This window comes from Cellulosilyticum sp. (genome assembly GCF_982396655.1).
In genome coordinates, this window is sequence record NZ_CEVXFV010000013.1 from 1 (window position 1) to 21148 (window position 21148).

At 34.1% G+C, this 21148-nt stretch carries 17 protein-coding genes; 2 read left to right on the forward strand and 15 right to left on the reverse strand.

The annotated features are described in order from the left end of the window. From AC1VAQ_RS07520 to AC1VAQ_RS07545, 6 genes are all read right to left on the reverse strand, one after another. Nucleotides 1-1913: hypothetical protein (locus AC1VAQ_RS07520; RefSeq protein WP_479903756.1), on the reverse strand; the 1913-nt coding region annotated here is incomplete at its 3' end. A gap of 253 nt (nucleotides 1914-2166) precedes the next feature. Further along, nucleotides 2167-2991 (reverse strand): sugar phosphate isomerase/epimerase family protein, encoded by an 825-nt coding sequence (locus AC1VAQ_RS07525; protein WP_479903757.1) that lies wholly within the window; start codon nucleotides 2989-2991, stop codon nucleotides 2167-2169. A 248-nt stretch (nucleotides 2992-3239) separates the two neighbouring features. Further along, nucleotides 3240-4070, reverse strand: coding sequence for a 5-dehydro-4-deoxy-D-glucuronate isomerase (gene kduI / locus AC1VAQ_RS07530; RefSeq protein WP_302598697.1), 831 nt, complete (start codon nucleotides 4068-4070; stop codon nucleotides 3240-3242). Between the two features lie 349 nt (nucleotides 4071-4419). Further along, entirely contained in the window at nucleotides 4420-5181 is a 762-nt protein-coding gene (gene kduD / locus AC1VAQ_RS07535; RefSeq protein WP_303243835.1) for a 2-dehydro-3-deoxy-D-gluconate 5-dehydrogenase KduD, read from the reverse strand. A 57-nt stretch (nucleotides 5182-5238) separates the two neighbouring features. Beyond that, nucleotides 5239-6675, reverse strand: coding sequence for a UxaA family hydrolase (locus AC1VAQ_RS07540; protein ID WP_302598288.1), 1437 nt, complete (start codon nucleotides 6673-6675; stop codon nucleotides 5239-5241). A 4-nt stretch (nucleotides 6676-6679) separates the two neighbouring features. Then, nucleotides 6680-8146 carry a tagaturonate reductase gene (locus AC1VAQ_RS07545; RefSeq protein WP_302598287.1) on the reverse strand — a complete coding sequence of 489 codons (1467 nt, stop codon included), beginning with the start codon at nucleotides 8144-8146 and terminating at the stop codon, nucleotides 6680-6682. A gap of 171 nt (nucleotides 8147-8317) precedes the next feature. Between AC1VAQ_RS07545 and AC1VAQ_RS07550 the strand changes: the two genes are divergently transcribed. Both AC1VAQ_RS07550 and uxaC read left to right on the forward strand, forming a co-directional pair. Next, on the forward strand, nucleotides 8318-9322 hold the full coding sequence (locus tag AC1VAQ_RS07550) for a LacI family DNA-binding transcriptional regulator (RefSeq protein ID WP_302598286.1): 1005 nt from the start codon (nucleotides 8318-8320) through the stop codon (nucleotides 9320-9322). Nucleotides 9323-9390: 68 nt separating this feature from the next. Continuing rightward, entirely contained in the window at nucleotides 9391-10794 is a 1404-nt protein-coding gene (gene uxaC / locus AC1VAQ_RS07555; RefSeq protein WP_302598285.1) for a glucuronate isomerase, read from the forward strand. 69 nt (nucleotides 10795-10863) lie between these two features. On the opposite strand, the gene AC1VAQ_RS07560 is transcribed toward uxaC, so the two are convergent. The 9 genes from AC1VAQ_RS07560 to AC1VAQ_RS07600 form a co-directional block, all read right to left on the reverse strand. Next, nucleotides 10864-11634, reverse strand: coding sequence for a cyclase family protein (locus AC1VAQ_RS07560; protein ID WP_479903758.1), 771 nt, complete (start codon nucleotides 11632-11634; stop codon nucleotides 10864-10866). A gap of 219 nt (nucleotides 11635-11853) precedes the next feature. Next, complete coding sequence (locus AC1VAQ_RS07565; RefSeq protein WP_302598283.1) at nucleotides 11854-12429, reverse strand: zinc-ribbon domain containing protein; 576 nt, start codon at nucleotides 12427-12429, stop codon at nucleotides 11854-11856. Between the two features lie 346 nt (nucleotides 12430-12775). Further along, the gene (locus tag AC1VAQ_RS07570; RefSeq protein WP_479903759.1) at nucleotides 12776-13642 is read right to left on the reverse strand and encodes a HAMP domain-containing sensor histidine kinase; all 867 of its coding nucleotides are present in this window, start codon (nucleotides 13640-13642) and stop codon (nucleotides 12776-12778) included. A 211-nt stretch (nucleotides 13643-13853) separates the two neighbouring features. Further along, nucleotides 13854-14555 (reverse strand): response regulator transcription factor, encoded by a 702-nt coding sequence (locus tag AC1VAQ_RS07575; RefSeq protein WP_302598280.1) that lies wholly within the window; start codon nucleotides 14553-14555, stop codon nucleotides 13854-13856. A 15-nt stretch (nucleotides 14556-14570) separates the two neighbouring features. Beyond that, the gene (locus AC1VAQ_RS07580; protein WP_479903760.1) at nucleotides 14571-16433 is read right to left on the reverse strand and encodes a serine hydrolase domain-containing protein; all 1863 of its coding nucleotides are present in this window, start codon (nucleotides 16431-16433) and stop codon (nucleotides 14571-14573) included. A 161-nt stretch (nucleotides 16434-16594) separates the two neighbouring features. Next, nucleotides 16595-17305 (reverse strand): hypothetical protein, encoded by a 711-nt coding sequence (locus AC1VAQ_RS07585; RefSeq protein ID WP_302598278.1) that lies wholly within the window; start codon nucleotides 17303-17305, stop codon nucleotides 16595-16597. Nucleotides 17306-17383: 78 nt separating this feature from the next. Continuing rightward, nucleotides 17384-18268, reverse strand: a complete 885-nt coding sequence (locus tag AC1VAQ_RS07590; protein WP_479903761.1) for an alpha/beta hydrolase — start codon at nucleotides 18266-18268, stop codon at nucleotides 17384-17386. 258 nt (nucleotides 18269-18526) lie between these two features. After that, nucleotides 18527-19183: a YoaK family protein gene (locus AC1VAQ_RS07595; RefSeq protein ID WP_479903762.1), complete on the reverse strand. Its 657-nt coding sequence runs from the start codon at nucleotides 19181-19183 to the stop codon at nucleotides 18527-18529. Nucleotides 19184-19389: 206 nt separating this feature from the next. Next, nucleotides 19390-21123 (reverse strand): methyl-accepting chemotaxis protein, encoded by a 1734-nt coding sequence (locus AC1VAQ_RS07600; protein ID WP_302598275.1) that lies wholly within the window; start codon nucleotides 21121-21123, stop codon nucleotides 19390-19392. Nucleotides 21124-21148: the final 25 nt, after the last annotated feature.

The window sequence follows — 21148 nt, forward strand, 5'->3', positions numbered from 1 at the left end:
CCTGGTACACTTGGCTTATCCGGTTCTTCTGTTCCTTCCCCTGGTACACTTGGCTTATCTGGTTCTTCCACATCACCTGAACCGCCTTGTTCTGGCGGTATAATTTCTTTTCTTTTATATTTAAAAGTCAATTCATATACTTTATCACCTTCAAGTATGATTGACTCCCTCCCCTTTATATTTGCTAATTCTAATCTAGAAGAACCTTCTGCTTCCATTTCATATATTTCTATTTCATCTATTTCATATTTTTCATAAGCTGCATATTTTCCATTAGCTGTTGTATCTATATAGTCCTCAACTTGCAAATTTGTCCCTACTTCTAAACTCATTTGAATATTATAATCATCATCATCATTATTATATTCATATTGATGATACATATTTACCTGGACATCTTTAGTTGACACCTCATATTGAAGATTTATTTCTTGATTTGCCTGTGTGAACTTATATGTATAAGGCAATACCTCAACCTCTGTTACCCACTCACCATTCTGATTAATTTCACCTTGAATAAAATCATAATTATTATTTTTATCTAGCTTCGATATATCTAATGGTTCAATATTTAGTTCTTCACGCACATTAGCCGTCCCATTAATCCAAATTATATCCTCTGGTAATTCTCCATAAGGATTTCCATATTGTGCCTTAACTTGTAAAAGTACCTTTTGTGTCTCGCGCGCTTCATACACTACATCCACATAAGGCATAACATATAAATAGGCTGTTGCCACATCAAACTTTTCTAATTTATCTTTTACCTCATAATCGAATTGAATCTCACCGACATAATTGTTCTCTGGTTTGATTACAAACTGTCCACGTTCATCAGCATATGCTATATGGGCAACTTTCTCTTCATCCTTATAAATATCATAGGCTACTTCATTTGCTTTAACCGTACGAAATGCATCATTTGTACCTTCTATAATTTTAGCTGTTACTGCTTTATTTACACTATCATTAGCTAAAAGTCCCTTTGTTTCTTGTACTATACTCATCTTATTTGATGGAATGGCATAAGTCTCTGAAAAGGCATGTACTTCCGCCTTAGGATTTTCCTCAAATTCTAAAACCATTTCATCCATACCACCACCACCACCTGGTGAATTATCTTCTGTAAAGATATCAATTACAAACTTCGTACCACTACTAGCGCCACCTGTTGTCTCATGCATAACATTTCCTATATTATCAATAGTTGCTTCTGCATACCATCCATCTGTTACCTTAGGCCCTATCTGGGTATTACGATCCGCATAAGTTCCTGATTTTCCATAAAATGATTGAATCACACCATTATTGGTCTTATTAGCTGTCCCAGTCCAGAATGCTAAATAATTCATAAAATAATACTCTGAATTTGAATTATCATCAATAAGGCCACTTACTTCTTCTGGATATACAAAAACATAAATATTATCATTAATAGGAATGATATTCCCATTATTCAAATGACTATATTGCTCTTGTACAACAGAGCTAAGCCTCACAAAATCTTCTGTTGTATATCCTTCTGGAATTTCAAAATATCCTCTAAATCTCCTAAGATCTACTCTATTTTGTGTTTTCCATGTAGCAGAAGAATGTATCTTTCCCGTTATTTTATCAATATAACGTCTATAATATGAATTATACGGTCCATCCCATATAAGCACTTCTTCTGTTATAGGTGTCTCAATGCTATTAGCCGTCTGCCAATCCCATTTTCGCTCCACTACACCTAATACTTTTTCCTTCTCCTCACTACTACGTGTCCACCTTATAGGTGCCAAAACTGACTTCGTATAGTCTCTACTTTTTTGCAGACTATCTTCTGCTTCAGCGTATAATGGCATTTGACCTATTAGCAAACTCATAACTACACTTAAGATTATGCCTTGCCTTTTGCAAATTGATTTACTCATGCAATACTCCTTTTTGCTAATCATATATTCCCCAATTCAACATAATCTCCTTTATTTATTATGTAGGCAAACTTATATATAAGCAACTGTTTTTATTCAATAATAATAATTACTTACTATTTTTCTTTTTATCATTCTTATTTACAAGTCTCTACATCATAAAACCTGCTAATGAGGTCTTGATTTCATTAGCAGGTTTTAACTTACTTATTATAGATATATAATTTTATATATCTATAATTTTTACCCTTAACTATGCTTCAACTAAAGCACTCATAAAAGCATAATCTGCTTTTGCTTCTGCTGGTTTAATTTCTTCTCTTAATACAGTTACTTCTGGTCTATTTACTTTAACCCAGTCAATGACACGTTTAAAGTTAGCTTCATTGTCTTGAAGAGTTGTTTTCTCAAGCTCGCCTTCTTTATTAAGTCTTGTTCCTTTCATATGTAATGCACATATTTTATGACCAAAGGCTTCAAAAGCACGATCCCATAAGTTTTCTTGCCCTTTAATATTATCTTTTGTAAGTAAATTAACAGGATCAAAAATAATTTTAAGTCTATCGGATGGCACAAGTTCTAATAATTCTTTTGTCAGCTCTGGGGTATTTAACGTATGAAGTGCTACAGGTTCAATCGCAACGTCAAGACCAATTTCTTCACCTTTTTTCACAATTTGTCTTACAGAATCTACAAGTCCCTCAAAAGCAACTCTTCTTTCTTCATCTGTTGCATGAATATTGAAGTGTGTTGTTTCTGAACCGATACACTCTGCACCAAGTGCTTTGGCTATATCCATACCTATTAAAAATTTATCTACCTGTTTTTGTCTTTCTGCCGCATCTAACATGCCAAGTTCTACATAGCAACCAAATACAGGAATTTTAATATCATATTTTTCACAAGCTGCCTTAATCTCTGCAATAAGCTTATCATCTACTCCTTCAATACCGCCTACACCTTCTATTGCTTTAGGAATAGCAAGCTGAATACGATGGAATCCATCTCCTGAAATACGGCTAAATAAGTCTTCTAGCCCAGATTTTCCATAGTCATGTGCACGTAATCCAATATACATTATCATTTCTCCTTCTTGTTTTATACTTATATTTATAATTAATTCTTAGTTGAGAAAAGCACTACTTTAAGCTTAAAGTAGTGCTTTTACTTGAGGGCGATTTTAAAGTATTTCTATATAATACGTTTTATTTTTATTTTATGTTAGTTCAGTTTTTTAGTTCAGTTTTTTAATAGTTCAGTTTGGTATTCATGTTTTGTTTAAAAGTAATTATTTAAGCGTTCCGATCTATACTAACCTGTCGACAATTAGCGAAGATCTTTTGTTGCAATGTGGTCCATATCATCAAAGTTTTGGTTCTCACCAACCATTCCCCAGATGAATGTATACGCTTTTGTACCTACACCACTATGAATTGAGAAGCTTGGTGAAATAACTGCTTCTTCATTTTGCATTACAAGGTGTCTTGTTTCTTGTGGTTCACCCATCATATGGAATACCACATCGTTTTCTGACATATCGAAGTATAAGTATACTTCCATTCTTCTTTCATGTGTATGAGAAGGCATAGTATTCCATAAGCTTCCGCTTTGAAGTTCTGTCATACCCATTGAAAGTTGGCAGCTTTCGCAAACTGCTGGATGAATGTATTGGTTAAGTGTTCTAACATTAGCTTCTTCAGGTGTTCCAAGATAGCGTTTGTTAGCATCTTCATAACGAATTTTGTGCATTGGATACACATGGTGTGCTGGTGCACTATTGATATAGAATTTAGCAGGATTTGCTGCATCATCACTCTCGAAAGAAACTTCTTTAGTTTCTTTACCGATGTAAAGACCAGCTTTTGTTTCCATTTCTACTCTTTGACCATCTACTACGATAGTACCTTTGCCACCGATATTGATAACACCCATTTCTCTTCTTTCTAAGAAGTAATCACTACCAAGTTCTTTTGCACCCTCGATAGCAATCGGGCTTGTTGTAGGAACAGCGCCCCCTACAATAATTCTATCCACGTGACTATACACAAATTTGATTTCACCTGGTACAAATAAGTTCTGAATAAGGAAATTCTCTCTCATTTCCTCAGTAGTCATTGTCTTAGCCTCTTTAGGGCTCACACTATATCTTACTTCCATGGTTATATGCTCCTTTATAAGCAGTATCACTCAAACTCTCACCAGTTCGGCAATACTCCCTACCCTCTATAAGTATTTAATTGCTTCCTACAAAGTAAAACAGTTTGCCTCTCTCTTTTCTCCCCCTAAGGCTTCAAAAAGAGAGCTGGGTACTTGACTGCTGATAGTCTACCTTTGGAATAATTTGATGATGCTCTTAGTGAAATATTTAAAGTGGTTTTAGCCGTGCTGTCTGAGCAAAGCGAGTTCACTGCGTTACTTTAAACATTGAGCTTAGAGCATCACAAATTATGGAGAGTGTAGCTATCAGCAGTCAAGTGACCCAGCGGCCCTTATTTTGACAACCTTATTATCTAGCTAACCATCCACCATCAACAGCTACTGTGTAACCATTTACGTAGTTAGATGCTTCTGATGCTAAGAATACTGCAGGACCTTGCATATCTTCTGGTGTTCCCCAGCGACCCGCTGGAATACGATCTAAGATAGCTTCACTTCTATCTTGGTCTGCTCTAAGAGCTGCTGTATTGTTTGTAGCCATGTATCCTGGAGCGATAGCATTTACATTGATACCTTTGCTAGCCCACTCATTAGCCATAGCTCTTGTAATACCCATTACAGCTGATTTAGATGCTGTGTAAGATGGTACACGGATACCACCTTGGAATGAAAGCATAGATGCGATATTGATGATTTTACCGCCATTACCTTGTTCAATGAATTTTTTAGCTGCAGCTTGGCAGAAGAAGAATACTGTTTTTAAGTTAATGTTGATAACATCGTCCCAATTTTGCATAGAGAAATCGATAGCATCTTCTCTTCTGATGATACCAGCGTTGTTTACTAAGATATCAAATCTGCCGAATTTTTCCATAGCAGTATTGATGATACCTTCGATTGGATCTGTAGACATAAGGTTAGCTACAACACCTACGAATTCTCCGCCTTTTTCTTCAACAGCTTTTTGTGTTTCTGGCATTTCTACATAGTCAACGCCTACTACTTTAGCGCCTGCTTCAGCGTATGCTAAACAAATTCCTTGACCTAAACCTGTAGAAGCTCCTGTTACGATTGCAACTTTACCTTTTAAACTAAATTGATCTAAAATCATTTTATTACCTCCGCTTAAATTATATATTTTTAAAATGTGTTGTCACCTAATTATGTATTAGAGTGTTACGCCATCTTTAAAGATAGCAAGATCACGGATACCGTGCTCTTCTGTTCTTGAATGAATTCTTCCTGATGCTAAATCTAAAATATAGCTATAGAAGTCTTCTGATACTTCTTTCATTTCTTTTCCAAGTAATAATTGCCCTGCATTGAAATCAATCCAGTTTTTCTTCTTAGCGAAGAGTTCATTGTTACTTGAAATTTTAACTGTTGGTACTGGTGCGCCAAATGGTGTACCACGACCTGTTGTGAAAAGTACGATGTGCGCGCCTGATACAGCAAGTGCTGTAGAAGCTACAAGGTCATTCCCTGGTGCTTGAAGTAAGTTAAGCCCCTTAGTACATACACTTTGACCATATGTTAAAACATCTACTACTGGCGCTGAACCACCTTTTTGTGTACATCCTAAAGATTTATCTTCAAGTGTTGAGATACCACCTTTTTTATTTCCTGGAGATGGATTTTCATAAACTACTTGGTCATATCTGATGAAGTAGTTTTTAAAGTTATTAATAAGTGAAACTGTTTTATCAAAGATTTCTTCGTTGATGCAGCGTTTCATAAGAAGTGTTTCTGCTCCAAACATTTCTGGTACTTCTGTAAGAATAGTTGTACCACCTTCACTAATTAATCTATCAGATACAGCACCTACAAGTGGGTTCGCTGTAATCCCTGAGAATCCATCAGAACCACCGCATTTAAGACCAATAATAAGTTCAGATGCTGGTACTTCTTCTCTAGTAAATGTACTTGCATACTCTACTAATTCTGCAATCACTTCTAGTGCTTTTTCTACCTCATCTTCATGTTCTTGACAAATTACAAATTTAACGCGGTTTTCATCATAATCACCGATTACTTCTTTGAAGCTTTCAATAGTATTGTTTTCACAGCCAAGGCCAAGTACAAGTACCGCACCTGCATTTGGATGATTTACAAGGCCTGCTAATGCTTTTTGTGTATTAACATGGTCCTCGCTAAGTTGTGAACAACCATATGGATGTGTGAAAGTATGAATACCTTCTACATTTCCTTTAATTAATTCTTGGCTTTGTTTCTCAATAATTTTAGCAATATCATTTACACAGCCAACTGTTGGAATAATCCAAACCTCATTACGAATACCCACTTTGCCATTTGGTCTTTTATAACCCATGAATGTTGATGGCGCGTGCATTTCGATTGGTGTTACTTCTGGCTCATAGCTATATTCAAGAAGATCGCCAAGTCCTGTTTTGAGGTTATGCGTATGTACCCAATCGCCTGCTTTGATATCGCAAGTTGCTATCCCAATAGGGTTACCATACTTGATAACAGGCTCTCCTGCTTTGATATCAACTAAAGCTCTTTTATGTCCTGCAGGAATAGCTTCAGTGGCAACTAAAGCTACTTCTACATTGTCTTTTTCATTAATTTTGATGAAATCTAACATAGAATTATTCTCCTATAAGTTCTTCGAGTGCAGTTCTCATACCTACTTCAGCAATTCTGTTTAAGTGAGCTGTAACTGTTTCATTGAAGTTAGCATATTCGCCTAAGTCTTTGCCCCAGAATTTTGTATTTGAAGTGAAGTCTTTAACAAGTGTAGCAGTATCTACCTTACCAACTCTTGATGCAAAGAATTCAAGTACATCTTTGTCATCCATGATTCTGTATGTTTCTTCGCCACGTTTACCGATTAAAGCACCATCTACAATTTCTGTACCATGGTAGAATGCCATAAGTGCAGCAAATGAGAATGTTAAGTATTTAGGAATAGAACCTTTAGCTTCGTAGTGATCGTGGAAGCTTACAAGGTTTCTAGCTTTCCATTTAGATACTGAGTTAAGAGAAATCGCAAGTACACTGTGGTCGATGAATGGATTTTCAAAACGTTCAATAACTGAGTTTGTGAATGCTACAACTTCATCATGTGGAAGGTCTACTGTTGGTACGATTTCATCGAATAATAAGTGTTCCATGTATGTACGAACTGTTTTATCTTCCATACAACCTCTAACAATATCTTGACCAGCAAGGTATCCAGCGAGAACTGTACCTGTGTGACCGCCATTTAAGATACGCACTTTACGATCTCTGTATGGTTTTAAGTTATCTGTAAACACTACATTACATCCAGCTTTGTCAAGTGGGAATGATGCTGAGATATCTTCTTTACTTTCAATAACCCAAAGACCGAATGGTTCTGCTACGTCTAATAAATCATCTTGGTATCCAAGTTCGCTGCAAAGTGCTGCTGCTTCTTCTCTTGGATATCCTGTTACAATTCTATCTACTAATGTATTACAGAAAATATTAGCTTCTTCTACCCATTTAGCAAAAGCTTCGCCAAGGTTCCAAAGTTCTACGTATTTAAGAATACATTCTTTTAATTTTCCACCGTTATTTTCAATAAGTTCTACTGGAAGGATTTTTAACCCTTTTGTCATATCACCATTGAAGTGTGTATATCTATCAAAAAGGAATTTTGTAAGTTTACCTGGGTAAGTATTTGGAGGTGCGAGTTCAAATTTATCGCTTTCATCATATACAATACCAGCTTCTGTTGTATTAGATACAATAAATTCAAGTGTATCAACTTTTGATAATGCTTCATATTTTTCATAATCTTCATTAGCAGCTACGCTATCAGATACACATGTAATAATTCTTTTTTCATTAACTGTTTCCCCATTTGCTTTACCTCTAAGGATTACAGTGTATGTATTATCTTGTGCTTCGAAACGTTCTAGGTTTCCAAAAGTAATAGGTTTAACTAATGCTACAGAGCCATCGAAACATTCTTTTTCATTAGCTACGTCAATCATTTGTTCAACGAATGCTCTTAAGAAGTTTCCTTCTCCGTATTGTACTACTTTAAGTGGGCGCACTTTTTTGTTTGCAACTTCATTCACTTTTTTCATAATCTTGTTTTACCTCCGTTTTGTAGGCCGTTTTTGTAAGCCCTTACATTTTTGATTGTAATAATAAAAAATATAAAAGTCAATAATATTTATAAAAATTTTTAATACCCGTTGACTTTATTTTTTTTTAAAATTATAATCATTTATGTAAGCACTTACATATCCAGAGGGGTGAATTTTTTGAATATATATGATGTTGCAAAAGCAGCTGGCGTTTCCATTGCCACTGTATCTAGGGTACTCAACGGTAGCCCTAATGTAAGCGCTAAGACAAAAGAAAAAGTATTACGTGTTATTGAAGAAGCAGGCTATACACCTAATGTTTTTGCCAGAGGTCTTGGGCTTAATACAATGAAAATGATAGGTGTACTATGTACAGATGTTTCAGATATTTATTATGCAAAAGCAGTTTCCATTATTGAGAATGCCTTAAGAGGTTATGGATATGACTCTATTCTCTGTTCTACAGGGAATAAATTAGAAGACAAACAAAAATGCATGGATCTTCTTATGGCAAAACGAGTAGATGCATTAATTCTTATTGGTTCTACCTTTAAAGAAAATGTAGATAACTCACATATTGAAAATATTGCTAGGCAGATTCCTACTATTATCATCAATGGTGTCATGGATGTGCCTAACACATATTGTGTGGCATGTGATGAATATCAAGCTATGTATGATAATGTAGTTTCTCTATATAAAAAAGGGTGTCATGAAATACTCTATCTTTACGATGTAGATACCTATAGTGGCACACAAAAATTAAATGGCTACAAGCAAGCGCTTAAAGATTGCGGATGGCCTGTTGTTCCTCACTTAGTTGTGAAAACACAAAAAAATATGCAAGCAATTGAAGAGACCATTAATGGCCTTCTAGAGAAAGAACATACTTTCTCAGCCGTTTTAGCTTCTGAAGATCAGATTGCTATCGGTGCCATGAATGCACTAATCAAAAAAGGCTTTAAAATACCAGAAGATATGGCTATTATAGGATTTAACAACTCACTGCTTTGTGAATGTACCTTGCCTGCACTAAGCAGTGTAGACAATATGGTGGAAACACTCTGCTCTATGGCAGTTAATGTCCTTACAGATGTATTTGAAGGAAAGTCTGTTACAAACAAAATGATTCTTTCAGGTAAATTAATTGAAAGAGATACATTTAAAATTTAACTGTAATTTTAAAAACTTTTTTAGTTTTTAAATATTTTTCTGAAACTTTTTATTAAGGAGATTTGACGATGAAAAACTTTATGGATCAAGATTTTTTACTTGCAAGTGAAACAGCTAAAACTTTATATCATGATTATGCAGCTAACATGCCAATCATTGATTACCACTGCCACATCAACCCAAAAGAAATTGCGGAGAACAAAGAGTTCAAAAACATTACAGAAGTTTGGCTTGGTGGAGACCACTATAAATGGCGTGCAATGCGTTCAAACGGTGTAGAAGAAAAATACATCACAGGCGATGCGACAGACAGAGAAAAATTCCAAAAATGGGCTGAAACACTTCCAAAAGCTATTGGAAACCCACTTTACCACTGGACACATTTAGAACTTCGTAAATACTTCGGTTATGAAGGCGTTTTAAATGGTGAAACAGCTGAAGAAGTTTGGAACCTTTGTAATGAAAAATTACAATCTGGTTTAAAAGTTAGAGACATTATTGCAGCTTCAAATGTTAAACTTATTTGTACAACAGATGATCCTGTAGATTCTCTTGAATATCACAAACAAATTGCAGCAGATGAAACTTGCAACGTAAAAGTACTTCCTGCTTGGAGACCAGACAAAGTTGTAAATATTGAAAAAGAAACATTCGTACCATATATCCGTCATCTTTCAGAAGTAAGTGAAATTGCTATCACAAACCTCGAAAGCTTATTCGTAGCATTAAATGTACGTTTAGACTTCTTCCATGATATGGGATGCCGTGCATCTGACCATGGTCTTGATTATGTTGTATATAATCCAGCTACAAAAGAAGAAATCGAAGCAATTCTTGCTAAAGCTTTAGCTGGTGAAAAAGTTACATATGATGAAATGGAAAAATACAAAACTGCACTTTTACTCTTCTTTGGAGAAGCTTATGAAAAACGTGGTTGGGTAATGCAACTTCACTATGGTGCAATCCGTGACAATAACAAAGCAATGTTTGCAAATCTTGGTCCAGATACAGGATTTGACTGCATCAACACACGTAACTGTGCAGAAGGTACTGCAGCCTTCCTTAATGCATTACAAGAAAAAGCAGCACTTCCAAAAACAATCATTTACTCATTAAATCCTAATGACAATGCATCTATCGGAACAATCTTAGGATGCTTCCAAGGCTCAGAAATCGCTGGTAAAATCCAACAAGGTTCTGCTTGGTGGTTCAACGATACAAAACAAGGTATGATTGATCAAATGACAAGCCTTGCTAACCTTTCAGTTCTTGGTAACTTCGTTGGTATGCTTACAGACTCAAGAAGCTTCTTATCTTACACAAGACACGACTACTTCAGACGAATCCTTTGTAACTTAATTGGTGGATGGGTAGAAAACGGAGAATATCCAGCTGATATGGCTACACTTGGACAAATGGTTCAAGATATTTCATTCAACAACACAAATAAATACTTTGGTTTTAATGCTTAATTAAAAGTTTTAACGCTTAATTAAAAATCCCCTAGCAAGTGTTTGCTAAGGGGATTTTTTGGCATGATTTTAATCTTCAATAATAGCCACTAGGCGGATAGGTGATGCTGAACAGCCTTTAAGGGGCAATGGCATAGCCATAACTTTAAATCCACTACTTGGCAATTGATCTAATCCTACAATCTGTTCAATATGACAATACGCCTTTTTACAACCTACGCGGTGTGCTTCCCAGAAAGGATTAGGTGTTTTCCCTGCTTTTGCCTCTACTGCTTGCTGAGGTAAGGGTAAGTCCCATCCCCATTGATCAATACCCATGACTTTAATGCCTTGGTCAATGAGCCACTCAGTTGCTTCTCTACTTACGCCTGTTCCTCTAAAAAGATATTCCTTAGTATACATTATTTTATCTCTACCTGTATGAATAAGTACAATCATTCCTTTACTCAATTGTACACCTATCTTTTCTAGTTCTTCCTTCACATCTTGTTTAGAGATAACCTCGCCATCCTTCTTATGTGTCATATCAATAACTACACCATCACCATAACACCACTCTAAAGGAATTTCATCAATAGTCATTGCTTTTTTGCCATCTGTCATTTCGCCATAATGCCAAGGCGCATCAATATGTGTAACTGAGTGCACACCTAATTTCTCAATCTCATCATTAGCCCAGCCCACAAATCCTTCAGGATAATACGCTTTAGGAAGCCCTACAAAATTTAGTTCTCCCTCACTTTCTCTATGTGCTTTATGCTTAATCTTTATCTGTAATAACTCATGCTCACGTATGTCTTCACTGATAATAGGCTTTGTTAAATCAATTAATCTACTCATTTTTATCTCCCGTTCACATATTTTTCTCATTCTACATTCTATTTCTCATTCTACATTCTAATAGAATCAGCCATTTATATTGTACACTATTTTCGAATAATTTTGTACAATATATAAGTTTTTTCAAAAAAATATGACATTTTCTTTTTCATTGCGGGTTCAAAGCAGAGCGACACACTTCGATATTACTGGGCTGTCTTCGCCGCACTCTCTTTCTCTTTAGGTTCTATTAAAATATTTTATGCCATCACTTGGTTTGAAATAAGTTCTTAGGTAACCATCTGTTGAAACAATCACAAGTTCATTGGTTGCTTCTAAGTAATACACCTCATCTCCATCCTCTGCTTCTAGTTTATGTAGGGCATTTGGATCATTGATGACGCGGTTGGCACCTTTTAAATATTCCTGCGCATTGCTATAATCAAATTCGTCTTTATGCTTGTCAAAGTGATCTACAAGATATTTCTCATTTCTAAAATTATAAGTAACACTTTGAATTTGCTCAGTAGCTGGCGCTTGAGTTCCTATCTCATGGTTAACAAAGAAGTCTGGTCCTTTAAATATAAATCCAATAATTGCAATAATAATTGCTAATACTGCAATAAATGGTGATCTACGTGTAGATTGCCCAGACCTATTAGAACCTGAACTACTTTTATGAGCTTGTTGTTTTTTATTTTCTTTCCTACATTTTTCACATCGTTTAGGAAGCGATAACCCTTTACTTTCATAAAAGTGAATTTCTGACTCAGTCAGCTTAAAAGTTTTACCGCATTGTACACATTTCTTAGTCATTTTTTTCCTATCCTATCCTTAAAGTTGTATATACTTGTTTATAAAATCTTATCACACATAGTTCTCTTCTATTGTTTTTTCAGAAATACCTCTTTAAGAGTACTATAGCTTTAATATCTATGCAACTCCTCAATTCAAGGATGATTATAATAACCTTTAAAATATCTCTTCTACTATATAAACATTACGATTTTCTTCAGATAACACAATATATAATTTCAGATTCATCTTTTCGCCATAAAGATTAATATTTAATTTACTTCTTCTCCTTTTCACTTTCATTCCTCTAATTATCCGTCATCTCTTTACTTTTCATATCAATTAACTTCAATTATTACGTTTACACTCATGTATATAATAAGCTTATTATAAAGTCTGTCTTTTCCTGATTGCTTTCTACCATAATCTCACCGTGATGTAATTCCACAATCGTTTTCACAATGGCTAGTCCTACGCCGTTCCCTTCTGATACATCCATATTTTTTTCGGCCTGATAAAAACGGTCAAATATTTTTTCCTGACTCACCTTATCTATAGGTCTACCATCATTAATAACATGAATTAGTAACCTTTTATTGCCTATTTCTTCCATATAAATTTGTACATATTTTGCACCTACACCATATTTAATGGCATTAGCAATAAGGTTTTCCAGCATACGTACCATCAGTATTGGATCTGCATAAATAACAGTATTCTTTGCCATTATCTTTACTTCATAACTTAACTGCTTACTTTCTAATTCAGGAATGAATCCCATAAGTACCTGTTCTGCTAACTCCTGCATATTAATAGTTTCCTTATTCAAAGTTATTTGACTGTTGTTTAATTTAGATAATTCAAATAATTTATCAATAGCTTCTTTCAGTTGCTTAGCCTTTTCAAAGGCTATGTAACTATAATGCTGTAATGCTTCTTCACTCTCATATCTTCTCTGATGAATTATCTCTAGAAAACCCGTAACAGACATAAGCGGCGTCTTTAAGTCATGGGATAAATTTGTAATTAAATTATACTTCTGTTGATCCCATTCATGCTCTTTTTCTATAAACTGATTTAAATCTTGTGTCATCTGATTAATATGAGCTGCCAGCATACCTAGCTCATTACTTTGTATAATAGGTATCCGAACATTTAAATTACCTTCTGCAATTTCTACCACACACTGTCCCATTTCATTTATATAGTCCGTTAACACATCCATACGTTTCATAAATATACCAAAGAAATATATTACAAATACTGCACCTGTTATGACCAAATTTCCTATCATAAATAACTCATTATGACTACCATAATTTAGAAGCTTGATATATACATCTTCAGAAATAATATGTAGACCTCCAAAGCATATAATGAACGTAAGAAAAGTTAATATAAACGCACAAATGCTACTTATTACAAACTGCTTAATAATATAAATTTTAATACCTGTTGTTTTCAATTTTATATCCCACTCCCCAAACCGTCTGTATAATCTGAGGCACCTTAGGATTTTCCTCAATTTTTTCCCTAAGGCGCCACATGTGTGCCATTACTGTATTATTTCCCTCATAGTACTTCTCTTTCCATAAAGCACGATAAATTTCTTCTGAACTATATACTTTTCCCATATTTTCAGCCAATAATACTAAAATATCATACTCTGTAGGTGTTAACTTAATTTCTTTGCCCAAACGATATACTTGATGCCTTGCTTTATCAATTTCAATTTCCTTAATTTTAATTAAGGTATCTTCTTTCTTTTGAAGCTCCTGATTAAAGTAATGGGCCCGTCTTAACTGAGATTGTACTCTTGCCACCAATTCTAATGGTGAAAATGGCTTCACCATATAATCATCTGCACCAGACTGAAGTCCTTTAATTTTATCTATTTCTTGCCCCTTTGCACTTACTATAATTACAGGAATTTTATCCTTTTCTCGAAGTTTGCAGCATACATCTAGTCCATCTATTTCTGGCATCATAATATCTAGGACTACCAAATCAATTTTTCCCTTTTTTAAAAATTCCAATGCCATTTTCCCATTATAAGCTTTAAGTACCTCATAACCGGCTTCTTTCAGATAGATTTCCTCCAATTCAACAATCTCCTTTTCATCATCTACTACAAGTATCTGAAACATCGACTCTCCCCTTATTTAAATTATCTTATATCCTATCATCTGGCAGTAAGCTAACACGCTGCTATACAATATGCATGTAACCATTATCAGCATTTGATAAATAAACGTTCTGAATGCTATCTTTTTGTTCAGCATTGCAACGCTATAACATATTCCACGTATAAATGTCCAGGCTATACCTATTAAAATAGTCGTAAGCATTATATATACGCTATCTATCCAATGATACTCATATTGATTAATCATATTAATCACCACTGCAATTGTACCTACATAGCCTCCTATCATACAACAGTCAGCTAGTATATTTCCTATATCTATAAACCTTCTTTTTCTTGCTACTCTTATTATACTCCTAACCAAATCGATTACAAAAATGATTATAGTGCCTCCTATGACACCTAGAAGTATATTTCTTGATTCATACCAATGTAACCTCTTATAAGCATTATGACTCACTTCATTAAAAGCATAAGTTATGTGTCCATCTTGCCCTATACGAAACACATAATAACCACCATTATCTTCCCTAATGAATTTTCCCTTTTCAATTTCATAAAGACGGGTTGATATGCATTCTTTCTCTTGACTATATTCTTCCAGATTTAGTACACCATTCCTATCTAGACTAACCTTTGTCTGTGTCGTAGGGTCAAATATAATGAAGGCCTTCATTATATTACTCTGTGCAATACCATCATAATTTCTATAATTTCCTACATATCTCTTTAAATCATCTGCAATCTTTATAGTAGGCTGCTGCATCTTACTCTCCCCTAAAAATTTATCCAAGAAATCTTTCTCAAATTGAAATGGCAACGCATCAAACGTATTAATCCCAATATAAATTCCTAGATTCTGGTCAGGAATCAACAACAATGTGGACATATACCCTGGTAGCGCCCCTTCATGTTTTAAAATAAGCTTTCCACCTCGCTCTTCACGGATGAAGCCATAGCCCATACCTGGTAAAATTTCATCATTGCTAAACTCTTTGGCATACATATTCTGCATTGTTTGTTTCTGCAAAAGCTGCCTGCCATTAAAATCCCCCTCATTTAATAAGGCCTTTATAAAATTCCCCATATCTGCTGCCGTACTAATAACACCTGCTGAGCCTGAAGTATATTGATAAGCATACGGTACTTGTCCATACTCTCCATCTTTATAATAATATCCCTTTGCCATATTTTCATCTGGTATTCTTACGCTGCTACGTGTCATTTCTAGCTTATCTAATATATTTTCTTTAATATAAGTTTCATAATCTTGCTTAGATTTTCTTTCCAAAATATATCCCAACAAATTATAACCTAAGTTTGAATAACGGCATACGGTGTCTGGCAGGTCAATTACATTTAATGCATGTTGTATAAAATAAGTTTCTTGAGACTTAATTTCTTTTTCATCTGTCGTACTACCTAAAAGTTCACTACCTTCATCCATCCCACTTGAATGAGTCAGTAAGTTGCTACAGGTCACTTTCTTATCATAAGGATTATTTATTTTAATGCCCTCGGTATACTGCTGTACATCCTCATTTAAATCTATTTTTCCCTGTTCATACAGCTGCATAATCCCTATAGCAGTAAATAATTTGCTTATTGAAGCAATAGGAAATGTTGTTGTATTAGGGTCAACTGCACACTTTAACTCTTCATCACTATATCCATAGCCTTTTTTCAATATCTCCTTTTGATCTTTAATGACTACAACAGATGCTCCCACAATATGTCTCTCTTGTATTTCATGTGTCATATAATCATCTATGAATTGTGAAATCTGTCTATTCTGATCTATCATTTCTCCATAGGTGATATTTGAAAAACAGCCGCCTATCATTACTAGCATACAACCTTTCCATAATAAATTCTTCAAAAGCCTTTTCCCCTTATTTTTTAAATCCTTAAAAACAGATATATGATTGCCTTTTAACACTTTAATACCTCCTTATACTTTTTATAAGCCAATCATATACCTTCTCTTTTTCTTTTTTTTAACTTTTTTCTAACGATTTTTTAAATCACACTTTCCTTCTTCTAAAGTGAACCTCCTCTATTGGTATAATCCATGCCCTTAGGATATTGAATGCCTATTTTTAGAAGTCTTTTTTCTTCTTTATACGTATTAATTTCTTGTCTGTATCTTAGAATAGAAACCTTCTCACCATCCATGTATTCCTCTTCTTTAATAATCCCCCTAGGTGGTTCAATATTGCGTTCGGTATTATCATAAAAACTTTGATAAAAATGTTCCTGTAGTTTATCATCCTTTAATTTATAATATTTCATTTCTCTTAAGGTGTACCCTAAACTGCTTTGTTTATGCTCATACCTAATAGCATAGTCATTTGTCTCTTCATTATAGACGAGTTTAAATTCCATATCACCTGTAAACTTATAGCCTACATAGTCGTAATCTATTTTATCTATTGATTTTATTTCATCCTCATAGCCAAATACCTCAAAGGTTAAAGTATGGTCATATAATGTAAAGGTAATAAGTTCATTCATGCCATCATCATTTAAATCTGCAGTTGCTGCTGAAAGAAGCTGATGTGTTTTTGATTTTCTCAAGGCTTTTGTATAGTCTTCATAAGTTTCCATACGCTTCATTGCAACTTCATCCTTGTTAATAATCACTTGACTATTTTGTATAGCATTCTCCTTGGCATGTATAGGACAAATATTCCCTATGATCATAGTACTTCCCATTAGGAGTATCCTAAATCTAAGTAATATTTTTTTCATAAAATTATACCTCCTATTACCAATAATAAATATATTATTTAGTAAGGGGAGGTATACCAACACTTTTATTCTTATCCTTTATCCAATAAACTGCTTAAAGAAATTGCATTCATCATCATTACATTCTTTTGCTTCTTCTAGCTTAATGTTCACATGAAAAACATGGGCAATATCATCTCTATCAGGACTACCATATACCTTATATTCACAAGGAATACCTAGCTTAGTCAATGTCTTATACATAGGCTCTGCATGGTCTTTTAAGAAATCACAGTGAGCTGTCATAATAAATGCAGGTGGAAAATCCTTCGTGATATATTTTATTGTATCCATAGCCGGAATAGCTTCCTCTAAACGATCGCCTAAATAAGTATAAACACACCCTTCTTTACCTTCCTGTATATACTTCTTTACATCATAAAAACCACAATTTAACCCAACTGCTCTAATATGAATATCTCCAGTAGGCATTTCAAACTCATAAAATCTTTGAAATTCCTTATTAGTTAATAACGTTACATACTGACTTGTAAGCTGTGCGCCAGCTGAATCGCCTACTATAAATACATTGTTAAGGTCAATGCAATATTCTTTAGCATGTTCACAAATCCATGTAAATACACTATTAATATCTACTAATGCAGCAGGCCAAGGGTCCTCTGGTGCTAAGCGATAAGAAAAGTTTACAACCGTAAAGCCACGTTGTGCCAAGTCCATACAATAAAATTGATAAACCTCTTTACTGCCATATATCCATCCCCCACCATGAATATTAACAATCGTTGGCATTGCTGTGTGTACACCCTTTTGATGATAAACATCTAAAGTATTTAAATCACCATGTACATCATAAGCGATATTATCATATCTTTGAATGTTATCAGGTGTTCTAAGTCCTAAATCTCTCTTTGCATCACTCGCACTAAATTGTTCTCTAATTACCTCTACATCCCTAATTTCCATAAACTATACCCCCATAATTTCTAAATATTTTTTATCTTTTTGTTTTTCATTATATCACATTATGGATATTATGGATTATTTTTTTCAAAATTTTTCCTTCTCATTTTAGATATATCTTTCTAAAATCACGAGGTATTCTTATACTTTTTATCTAATACAGATTTTATCTCTTGTAATAAATATACAAATTCTTCTCCCCATCTTTTACACTTTCTTATTTTCAATTCTATTTATTTTTCTTAAAATGTTTTTGAATACTTAATCCCTTACTTTATGTTTTTCTTGATATAATACTATAAAGACTACTAATAATATAATATTGGCTAGGCCTACTGCCTTTATACCATATTCATCTGTTGTAAGTGCGCCAAGCCAACCGCCTATCACAAAGGCTAATGTTACACCTAGATAAATACTCCCATTCTCTAAGGATTCCTTCTCTCTTGTAATAAAATAATGTGAAAACTGATCTGCTAAGTTTTTTAAGTTACCTGTAAACATAATTGTTGAATAAGCCTTACCATTTACTTTTCGGAAGCTCTGTACCTGTAATCCACAGACAAAGGACACAATAACATTGGCTATAACATTAAGCCTTCCTTCTTGAATAAACATTACTATAAATAAGGCAATCATCTCAATACATAAAGTAATATGTAACCAATAAAAATGTTTACCTTCTTTAAATTTGTACTCAATATATTTAGCACTACATACTCCCCCCATAAAAGAAAAAATAGAAAACAAGTAATAAATGACTTTGTTCATATTTCCTTGTGCAATATTATAACCTAATAAAACTAGGTTACCTGTCTGTGTATTGGCAAATACCTTTCCCCTAGCTAAATAACAATATATATCTAAATAACCGCCTACTAAAGCTAGCAGCATTGCAACTATAAAAGACTCTGCCATCTTATCTCTTTTAAATAAATTGTGCATAACTTATTACCCTCTACCTTTATAATTTCTTATAAAAATATCGTTTTCCACTTAGGCTGTATTTATTCCTACATAAACTGCCTGTTACCTCTAAGTCACGCTACAAAGTCCACTCATTTGGCACTAAAAAAGCACCTAATGGAAACATGATGCATGCTACATTAGGCGCTTTTTATTAATTATAACTTTTTAAAGATTTCTGTTTCTGTCTTTAATTCTCTTGCAATCTTATGATTTTCATTAATTAATGTTGTGATACTATTCATTTCTACTACAAGATCTTGTGTACTTTCTGCTACCCCATTAATACCCTCTGTACTATCATTAATTGCACATGTAATGGTACTGATAGCTTTTACAATCTCTGAAACCCCTTCTTCTAAAGCTTTTGTCTTTACATCAAACTCATCCATGGCTGTTTCAATATAGTTTGCATCTTGCTTATATTGATTTCCTGATTCTACAACCGTTATAAACTCTGGAAGAATAGACTCTTGTAAGTACTTAATGAGTGTATCTGTATGATTTGATAAGTTATGTACTGCATTTGTTACAAGTTCATTAGTTTCTTGAATATTATTAGCAGCTTTATGGCTTGAGTCTGCTAACTTTCTAATTTCTTCTGCTACAACAGAGAATCCTTTTCCAGCTTCTCCTGCTCTAGCTGCTTCAATAGATGCATTTAATGCTAATAAGTTAGTTTGGCTTGCTACATTAAGAATGTCATTAGTAAGATTATTGATATGATCTACATTTTCGCAATCCTTCATAGCCTGTGTTAACCCCCCTAACATTTGACTTACAGTTTGCTCAATTTGTGCCATATTCATGCGTGCAGACTCTTCCATTTGCTCTGCACTTTTCTTCATATCCTTTGAATATACATTAATTTGTGAAACCTTATCTGCAATGCTCTTAACATCTTCGCCTACCATAGTAGCACTTGTATTAATGACATGTGTATTACCAGACACCTCTTCCATTGTAGCTGATAACTCCTGTGTTAATGCAGATAAATCTGCTGCACTATCTTTTGAAAGATTAACGCTTTCTAATACTTCTTCTCCTAGATTATTCATCTTGATAGAATCTCTACTAATCATACCAAAAATATGTTGAAGTTCATCTAGGAAAGTATTAATCCCATTCCCTAAGGCAGCTATTTCATCATCATATTTAACTGTGATACGTTTTGTTAAGTCCCCTTCTTTTTCATTAATCCCTTGAATAATACTTACTAATTCTTGCTCAGTCTGTGTAATTGGTAAAACAACTCTTCTCATAATGCAATAAATAGCTGCAATAATTGAAGCTACAATACATACAACAACTATCATACTTGAAACAATAGCATTCTTATATACTGTTTTTAACTCTTGACGTGCTACTTCTGAAGCCTGTTCTATGGATTCTTCTAAGACTTTAATCTGTGCATTCATTTCTTTTGCAAATGTGGATAGTTCCACGTTTGCATAGTTATAGGCTTCTGCTGTTTTATTACTTGCACTATATGCCGTTAAATTAGCTAAGGCACTTTTGAAATTACTATAGCTTGATAAAAGCTCATTATAGACTTCATTTTCCTCGGTATTGATATACTGTTTATATGCTGTTAAATTGGCTTCTAACTGCTTACTTTCTTCTTTAATCGCTGTGACACGCTCGATTTTAGTACTTAAATCAATTGCCACAATATGTGCTAATGCTTGCTTATGAATACTTTCTGTTGCCCTCTGAATTTCTCCTAAGGTTGCAACGCTTACCATATACTTATCTGCTATTGTAGTGGCTTTCTCATTTACATTATTAATACGACTGATTCCCATTGCATTAGATATAATTGCTAAAGCTGCTAATAAAATAACTGGCCCCATGATAAGTACTCTAATACTATTTAGTCCCTTTTTATTCATTTTTCCCTCCACTGGCTGATATACC